Source organism: Streptomyces sp. NPDC059917, assembly GCF_042730635.1.
Classification (GTDB): Bacteria; Actinomycetota; Actinomycetes; order Streptomycetales; family Streptomycetaceae; genus Streptomyces.
Map to the genome: position 1 here is coordinate 1 of NZ_JBHWLC010000158.1, position 6,965 is coordinate 6,965.

General features: G+C 72.4%; 9 protein-coding genes. 4 read left to right on the forward strand and 5 right to left on the reverse strand.

The features are described 5' to 3' along the window. On the reverse strand, positions 1 to 98 hold a 98-nt coding region (locus ACFWAR_RS38860), incomplete at its 3' end, for a biotin carboxylase N-terminal domain-containing protein (RefSeq protein WP_385788315.1). Positions 99 to 457: 359 nt separating this feature from the next. Between ACFWAR_RS38860 and ACFWAR_RS38865 the strand changes: the two genes are divergently transcribed. After that, positions 458 to 883, forward strand: a complete 426-nt coding sequence (locus ACFWAR_RS38865) for a hypothetical protein (protein ID WP_385788296.1) — start codon at positions 458 to 460, stop codon at positions 881 to 883. On the opposite strand, the gene ACFWAR_RS38870 is transcribed toward ACFWAR_RS38865, so the two are convergent. The 4 genes from ACFWAR_RS38870 to ACFWAR_RS38885 form a co-directional block, all read right to left on the reverse strand. Then, on the reverse strand, positions 864 to 1,487 hold the full coding sequence (locus tag ACFWAR_RS38870) for a Maf family protein (RefSeq protein WP_385788299.1): 624 nt from the start codon (positions 1,485 to 1,487) through the stop codon (positions 864 to 866). The genes ACFWAR_RS38865 and ACFWAR_RS38870 overlap by 20 nt on opposite strands. Positions 1,488 to 1,521: 34 nt before the next feature. After that, positions 1,522 to 1,659 carry a morphogenic membrane protein MmpB gene (gene mmpB / locus ACFWAR_RS38875; RefSeq protein WP_354379760.1) on the reverse strand — a complete coding sequence of 46 codons (138 nt, stop codon included), beginning with the start codon at positions 1,657 to 1,659 and terminating at the stop codon, positions 1,522 to 1,524. A gap of 105 nt (positions 1,660 to 1,764) precedes the next feature. Next, positions 1,765 to 1,974 carry an acyl-CoA carboxylase epsilon subunit gene (locus ACFWAR_RS38880; protein ID WP_354379759.1) on the reverse strand — a complete coding sequence of 70 codons (210 nt, stop codon included), beginning with the start codon at positions 1,972 to 1,974 and terminating at the stop codon, positions 1,765 to 1,767. A gap of 28 nt (positions 1,975 to 2,002) precedes the next feature. Continuing rightward, positions 2,003 to 3,598 (reverse strand): acyl-CoA carboxylase subunit beta, encoded by a 1,596-nt coding sequence (locus ACFWAR_RS38885; RefSeq protein ID WP_385788303.1) that lies wholly within the window; start codon positions 3,596 to 3,598, stop codon positions 2,003 to 2,005. 130 nt (positions 3,599 to 3,728) lie between these two features. Between ACFWAR_RS38885 and ACFWAR_RS38890 the strand changes: the two genes are divergently transcribed. From ACFWAR_RS38890 to ACFWAR_RS38900, 3 genes are all read left to right on the forward strand, one after another. Then, a complete protein-coding gene (locus ACFWAR_RS38890) occupies positions 3,729 to 4,595 on the forward strand; it encodes a biotin--[acetyl-CoA-carboxylase] ligase (protein WP_385788306.1) in 867 nt (288 codons plus the stop codon). 149 nt (positions 4,596 to 4,744) lie between these two features. Further along, positions 4,745 to 5,932, forward strand: a complete 1,188-nt coding sequence (locus ACFWAR_RS38895; protein ID WP_385788309.1) for an adenylate/guanylate cyclase domain-containing protein — start codon at positions 4,745 to 4,747, stop codon at positions 5,930 to 5,932. A 29-nt stretch (positions 5,933 to 5,961) separates the two neighbouring features. After that, positions 5,962 to 6,786 carry an enoyl-CoA hydratase-related protein gene (locus ACFWAR_RS38900; protein ID WP_385788312.1) on the forward strand — a complete coding sequence of 275 codons (825 nt, stop codon included), beginning with the start codon at positions 5,962 to 5,964 and terminating at the stop codon, positions 6,784 to 6,786. Positions 6,787 to 6,965: the final 179 nt, after the last annotated feature.

The window sequence follows — 6,965 nt, forward strand, 5'->3', positions numbered from 1 at the left end:
TCGGCGTACACGGACACGCTAGCGATCCCGGCATCCCGGCAGGCCCGGGCAACGCGGACAGCGATTTCGCCACGGTTGGCGATGAGCACCTTGCGCACGATGGCTCCCTCCTTGAAACAAGCTGAGTTTAGGGACAGCCGACACGGCCTTTCGACCCGTCCCCAGAGGTGAGCTTGCCCACACGGAGCGTTATTCGAGGCTCCCTCGAGTGTCGACACCCCTTGTGGCGCCCCAGGTCAGCGGGATCCCCGACTGCACCCTAGCCGTGCCGTGTGTCGAAGGTCTCTGCGTTTGGGGTCAGCGGGTCGGCGGGTTTCTTTGTGGACTCCCTACCAACGGGCCCGGCTTTCTTTGCCCGTAACGAAGCGGCCCCGACCCCTTGTCCGAAGGTTTACCCGTTAGTAGCCTCCAGGAGTCGAACGCTTTTGTGGACGCATGCGGATCGGGTGGGGGCGCCGTGCTGCGCAGACTCGTGGCCTCGGTGGCCGCGATCGTTCTTGTGGTGGAAGCGGCGGTGCTGGTGTTCGTCCACATCGTGCTGGGCGCGACCACGCACAACCAGGCCATGTCGATAGCGGGCATGGATCCTGACGTCATGTCGACGGCCACCTACGCCATGGGCGCGGGCATCGGGATCTTCCTGCTGGCGGCGGCGGTGTTCCTGGCCGTCACCGCGATCCGCGACCGGCCCCCGGGCCGCTTCGCCCGGGTGCTCTTCGTCGTCACGGCCGTCACCCACATCGTGCTCGGCGCCCTCGCCGCCGCACTGGTCGGCTGGGGCGCCTTCGCGGCCACGATGCTGATCTTCGCCCTGCTGATGCTGACCCTGACGCTCTACGCCAAGGTCGGCGGGGAGATGCGGATCACGTCCACAAGTCCGTGATGGACACGCCCAGTTCGCCCAGCAGCGAGCGCAGCAGCGGCAGCGACAGCCCGATCACGTTGCCCGGGTCCCCGTCGATGCCGTCGACGAAGGGCGCCGAGCGGCCGTCGAGGGTGAACGCCCCGGCCACGTGCAGCGGCTCGCCGCTCGCCACGTACGCCGCGACCTCCGCGTCCGTCGGCTCGCCGAAGCGGACCGTCGTGGACGCGGTGGCGGAGACCTGAGCCCCGTTCGCGGTGTCGATCAGGCAGTGCCCGGTGCGCAGGACGCCGCTGCGGCCGCGCATCGCCTTCCAACGGGCCACGGCCTCCTCGGCGTCGGCGGGCTTGCCCAGCGCCTCCCCGTCCAGCTCCAGCACGGAGTCGCAGCCGATCACCAGCGCCCCCGCGGCCTCGGGCAGCGCCGCCACCACGGCGGCCTTCGCCTCGGCCAGGACGAGCGCCAGCGCGGCCGGCGAGTCCGCCTCCAGGGCGTCCTCGTCCACCCCGCTGACGATGACGTGCGGGGCGAGACCGGCCTGGCGCAGCAGGTTCAGTCGGGCGGGCGAGGCGGAGGCGAGGACGAGGGCGCGCGGCTGCGCGGGCGTGGCGGTCATGGGGGCCATCGTAGGAGCCCCGGGGGGCCCGGCGCAGGCGGCCTCAGCGCAGGCCGTGCACGCCGAGGACGTAGACGACCACCACCATCGCCAGCGCCAGGACCACGCTCATCCGGCGGATCATCGACTGCGCCTCGCGCATGTCCTTCGGCGGCTCGTTCTTCGGATCGGACCAGAGCATGACCCGATCGTGCTCCGGGTACGCCGGTGGCGCCTGAGTACGGGTACTCAGGCGCCACCGTCCGTTCACGTCATCTTCGGCCCGGGCGCGCGCCCGGGCGTCGGCTCAGGACGGCCAGTACGTACGTCCCCACGCCCGCGGCCCCGGCTGCGGCAGCCGCCGCCGGGCCACCCGCGAGGGGGCCGCCCACTCGTCCTCGACCCGGGGAGCGCCCGGCGCCGCCGCTGCCAGCGCCGCCGCGCGCGCTTGGACCACCGCCAGTGCGGCGGCCAGCTCCTCGGGGGTCGGGTTGCCCTTGACCACCTTGATCACCACAGAGACCTCCAGGGTCCGGTCCGGGGTCCTACAGGGGAATGTTGCCGTGCTTCTTCGGCGGCAGCGACTCGCGCTTGGTGCGCAGCTGCCGCAGCCCCTTCACGATGTGCGCCCGGGTCTCGGACGGCATGGTCACCGCGTCGATGTAACCGCGCTCGGCGGCCGTGTACGGGTTGAGCAGGGTGTCCTCGTAGTCGGCGATCAGCGCGGCCCGGGTGGCCTCGGCCTCCGCCTCGTCCTTGGCGGCCGCGATCGTCCGCCGGTGCAGGATGTTCACCGCGCCCTGGGCGCCCATGACGGCGATCTGCGCGGTCGGCCAGGCCAGGTTCAGGTCGGCGCCGAGGTGCTTGGAGCCCATGACGTCGTAGGCGCCGCCGAAGGCCTTGCGGGTGATCACGGTGATGAGCGGGACGGTGGCCTCGGCGTACGCGTAGATCAGCTTCGCGCCGCGCCGGATGATTCCGTTGTACTCCTGGTCCGTGCCCGGCAGGAAGCCCGGTACGTCGACGAACGTCAGCACCGGCACGTTGAAGGCGTCGCAGGTCCGCACGAACCGGGCGGCCTTCTCGCTCGCGTCGATGTCCAGGCAGCCCGCGAACTGCATCGGCTGGTTCGCGACGATGCCCACCGGGTGGCCCTCGACCCGGCCGAAGCCGGTCAGGATGTTCGGCGCGAACAGCCCCTGGGTCTCCAGGAACTCGCCCTCGTCCAGGACGTGCTCGATCACGGTGTGCATGTCGTACGGCTGGTTGGCGCTGTCCGGGATCAGCGTGTCCAGTTCGAGGTCCGTGGCCGAGACCTCGGTGTCCGCCTCCTCGGGGAAGGCGGGCGGCTCCGAGAGGTTGTTCGACGGCAGGTACGCGAGGAGCGACTTCACGTACTCGATCGCGTCCTTCTCGTCCCCGGCCAGGTGGTGGGCCACGCCCGAGACGCTGTTGTGCGTGCGGGCGCCGCCCAGCTCCTCGAAGCCGACGTCCTCGCCGGTGACCGTCTTGATGACGTCCGGGCCGGTGATGAACATGTGCGAGGTCCGGTCGACCATCACCGTGAAGTCGGTGATCGCGGGGGAGTACACGGCGCCGCCCGCGCAGGGCCCGACGACCAGGCTGATCTGCGGGATCACGCCGGAGGCGTGCACGTTGCGGCGGAAGATCTCGCCGTACATGCCGAGCGCGCTGACGCCCTCCTGGATCCGGGCGCCGCCGGAGTCGTTGATGCCGACCAGCGGGCAGCCGGTCTTCAGCGCGAAGTCCATGACCTTCATGATCTTCTGGCCGTAGACCTCGCCGAGGGCGCCGCCGAAGACGGTGAAGTCCTGCGAGAACACGGCCACCGGGCGTCCGTCGACCGTGCCGTAGCCGGTCACCACGCCGTCGCCGTAGGGCTTGGTCTTCTCCAGCCCGAAGTTGGTCGAACGGTGCCGGGCGAAGCCGTCCAGCTCGACGAACGACCCCTCGTCCAGCAGCAGCGCCACCCGCTCACGAGCCGTCAGCTTGCCCTTGGCGTGCTGCTTCTCCACGGCGAGCGCGGATCCGGCATGGGTCGCCTCGTCGATGCGGCGCTGCAGGTCCGCGAGCTTGCCCGCGGTGGTGTGGATGTCGATCGGCTCTGAGGGTTGAGACATCGGGGTCGCGGCTCCCTGGAAGGTCAACTGCCATGGTCAATTGATTGACTGCTGCTGGCTACTGGTGCGTAGCGTATCGGCGGGCATGGCGCTCGGCAGTGCGGCGTTTGCCACACCTACTGTGGGTTGCATGACGCCATCAGATGCCTCATCCGGAGCCGCCGCCGACCGCTGGTCCAGCCTGAGCCGGCCGCCGCTGTCCGCCGCCGCGCTCCAGCGGGCCCTCGTGGTCCCCGGTGGACTGTGGACCTCGGTCGAGGTGACCGGATCCACCGGCTCCACCAATACCGACCTCGCCGCGCGGGCGGCGGACCTCCCGGAGGGGGCCGTCCTGGTCGCCGAGGAGCAGACCGCCGGGCGCGGGCGCCTGGACCGCACCTGGACGGCCCCCGCGCGCTCCGGGCTGTTCTTCTCGGTCCTGCTCAGGCCCGGGCCGGACGTACCGGTGGAGCGCTGGGGGTGGCTGACCCTGCTCGCCGGGGTGGCCACCGCGACCGGGCTGTCCCGGGCGGCCGGGGTGGACACCGCCCTCAAGTGGCCCAACGACCTGCTGGTCACCGTGGAGGGCGAGGAGCGCAAGGCCGGCGGCATCCTCGCCGAGCGCACCGGCGACGCGGTGGTCGTCGGGATCGGGCTGAACGTCTCGCTGACCGAGGACGAACTGCCCGTGCCCGCGGCCGGTTCGCTGCTGCTCGCCAAGGCCACCGTCACCGACCGCGACCCGCTCCTGAGGTCCGTACTGCGCTCCCTGGAGCAGTGGTACGAGCGCTGGCGGGCGGCGGGCGGCGACCCGGCGACCAGCGGTCTGCAGGAGACGTACGCGGCGGGCTGCGCGACGCTGGGCAGGCACGTGCGGGCGGAGCTGCCCGGCGGTCGGCAGCTGACCGGAACGGCCGAAGCGGTGGACTCGGACGGACGGCTGCTGATCCGGACGGCGGACGACGCGCACGAAGCGGTGGGCGCGGGGGACGTCGTACACCTGCGGTCGGTTCACTAGACGGCCCGGGTCGCCGACCGGCGATGAACAGCTGGTGGAGTGGGGAGTGAGCTACGGCACACCTGCCGTATGGTTTAGGCGATCCCGGTGCTCCCGGTGATCAACCGGTTCGGCAGGGCAGTGCGCACGGAATGGACAGGAGGCGGCTCTTGACCGTCGACGACCCGACGTCCAGCGCGTCCGGCTCCCCGGGTGGCGGACCCGTGAGCGGTCCGGGCACCCCGATCGGGCGTGACCAGCACACTCCCCACCACGAGGTCGACCACACCGTCCAGCCGACGGCGGATCCGCTCGCCATCCGGCTGGAGCAGCTCATCCTGGGCGCCGAGCGCCGGTACACGCCCTTCCAGGCGGCCCGCAGCGCCGGTGTCTCGATGGAGCTGGCGTCGCGCTTCTGGCGGGCCATGGGCTTCGCGGACATCGGGCAGGCCAAGGCGCTCACCGAGGCGGACGTGCTGGCCCTGCGCCGGCTCGCCGGTCTGGTGGAGGCCGGGCTGCTCAGCGAGCCGATGGCGGTGCAGGTGGCGCGCTCCACCGGGCAGACCACGGCGCGGCTGGCCGAGTGGCAGATCGACTCGTTCCTGGAGGGGCTGACGGAGCCGCCGGAGCCGGGGATGACCCGTACGGAGGTCACGTACCCGCTGGTGGAGCTGCTCCTGCCGGAGCTGGAGGAGTTCCTCGTCTACGTGTGGCGCCGCCAGCTGGCGGCGGCCACCGGGCGGGTGGTGCAGGTCGCCGACGACGAGGAGATGGTCGACCGGCGGCTCGCGGTGGGCTTCGCGGACCTGGTGGGCTTCACCCGGCTGACCCGGCGCCTGGAGGAGGAGGAGCTGGGCGAGCTGGTCGAGGCCTTCGAGACCACGGCGGCGGACCTGGTGGCCGCGTACGGCGGCCGGCTGATCAAGACCCTCGGCGACGAGGTGCTGTACTGCGCGGACGACGCGGGGACGGCGGCGGAGATCGCGCTGCGCCTGATCGAGACGATGGAGGAGGACCCGCAGATGCCCGAGCTGCGGGTGGGGATCGCCTTCGGCACGGTGACGACCCGGATGGGCGACGTCTTCGGGACCACCGTGAACCTGGCCTCGCGGCTGACCTCGATAGCGCCGAAGGACGCGGTGCTCGTGGACGGGGCGATGGCCGAGGAGCTGGGCCGCACCGGGGCGGCGCCGGTCTCGGAGAAGAAGGCGGCCGAGGCGCGGGAGCAGGCGGGGCCCGACGCGGACGAGGTGACCTACCGCTTCGCGCTCCAGCCGATGTGGCAACGGCCGGTGCGCGGACTGGGGGTCGTGGAGCCCTGGTTGCTGACGCGGCGGACACCTAAGATCCCTGGGTAACGTTCGTTAACCAGGAGGGTGTGGGCGCTGTGGGCACTGGCGACGAGGCTGAGGTCCGGTTCGGGGAGTTCGTCGCGGTGCGGCGCCACGGCGAGGGCGGCGCGGTGGCGGAGCTGGTCCTGGACCGGCCCAAGGCCATGAACGCCGTCTCCGACGCGCTGGCGCGCTCGCTGGGCGCCGCGTGCGCGGCGCTGGCCGCCGACGCCGGGGTGCGGGTGACGGTCCTGACCTCCACGCACGAGCGGGCCTTCTGCGTGGGCGCGGACCTCAAGGAGCGCAATTCCCTGACCGACGCCGAGCTGGCGGCCCGGCGGCCCGCCTCGCGCGGCGCCTACGGGGGCGTGCTCGCCCTTCCGATGCCGACGATCGCGGCGGTCCACGGCTTCGCCCTCGGCGGCGGCTTCGAGCTGGCCCTGTCCTGCGACGTGATCGTGGCCGACACCACCGCGGTGGTGGGCCTGCCGGAGGTGTCGGTGGGCGTGATCCCGGGCGGCGGCGGTACGCAGCTGCTGCCCCGGCGGGTCGGGGCGGCGCGGGCCGCGGAGCTGATCTTCACCGCGCGGCGGGTGGAGGCGGCGGAGGCGCTGGAGCTGGGCCTGGTCGAATCGGTGGTCCCGGCGGGTACGGACCGTGCGGCGGCCCTGGAGCTGGCCGGGCGGATGGCGGCGAACTCCCCGGTGGGGCTGCGGGCGGCCAAGCGGGCGCTGCGGCTGGGGCACGGGCTCGACCTGGCGGCCGGGCTGGACGTCGAGGACGCGGCCTGGTGGGGCGTGGCCTTCTCCGCGGACCGGGCCGAGGGCGTGGCCGCCTTCAACGAAAAGCGCAAGCCGAACTGGCCGGGGGCGCGGGCCTGACCCCGGCCCCGCGGGTCCCGACCGGCGGTGCCAGATCCAGCCTCGCGGGCCCGCTGGTCGTGGTCGGCGATGCCGGATCCAGCCTCGCCGGCCCGCTGGTCGTGGTCGGCGGTGCCAGATCCAGCCTCGCCGGCGTTTGAGGCGCGGGGTTCGGGGCGGAGCCCCGAGAAGCGGCGCCG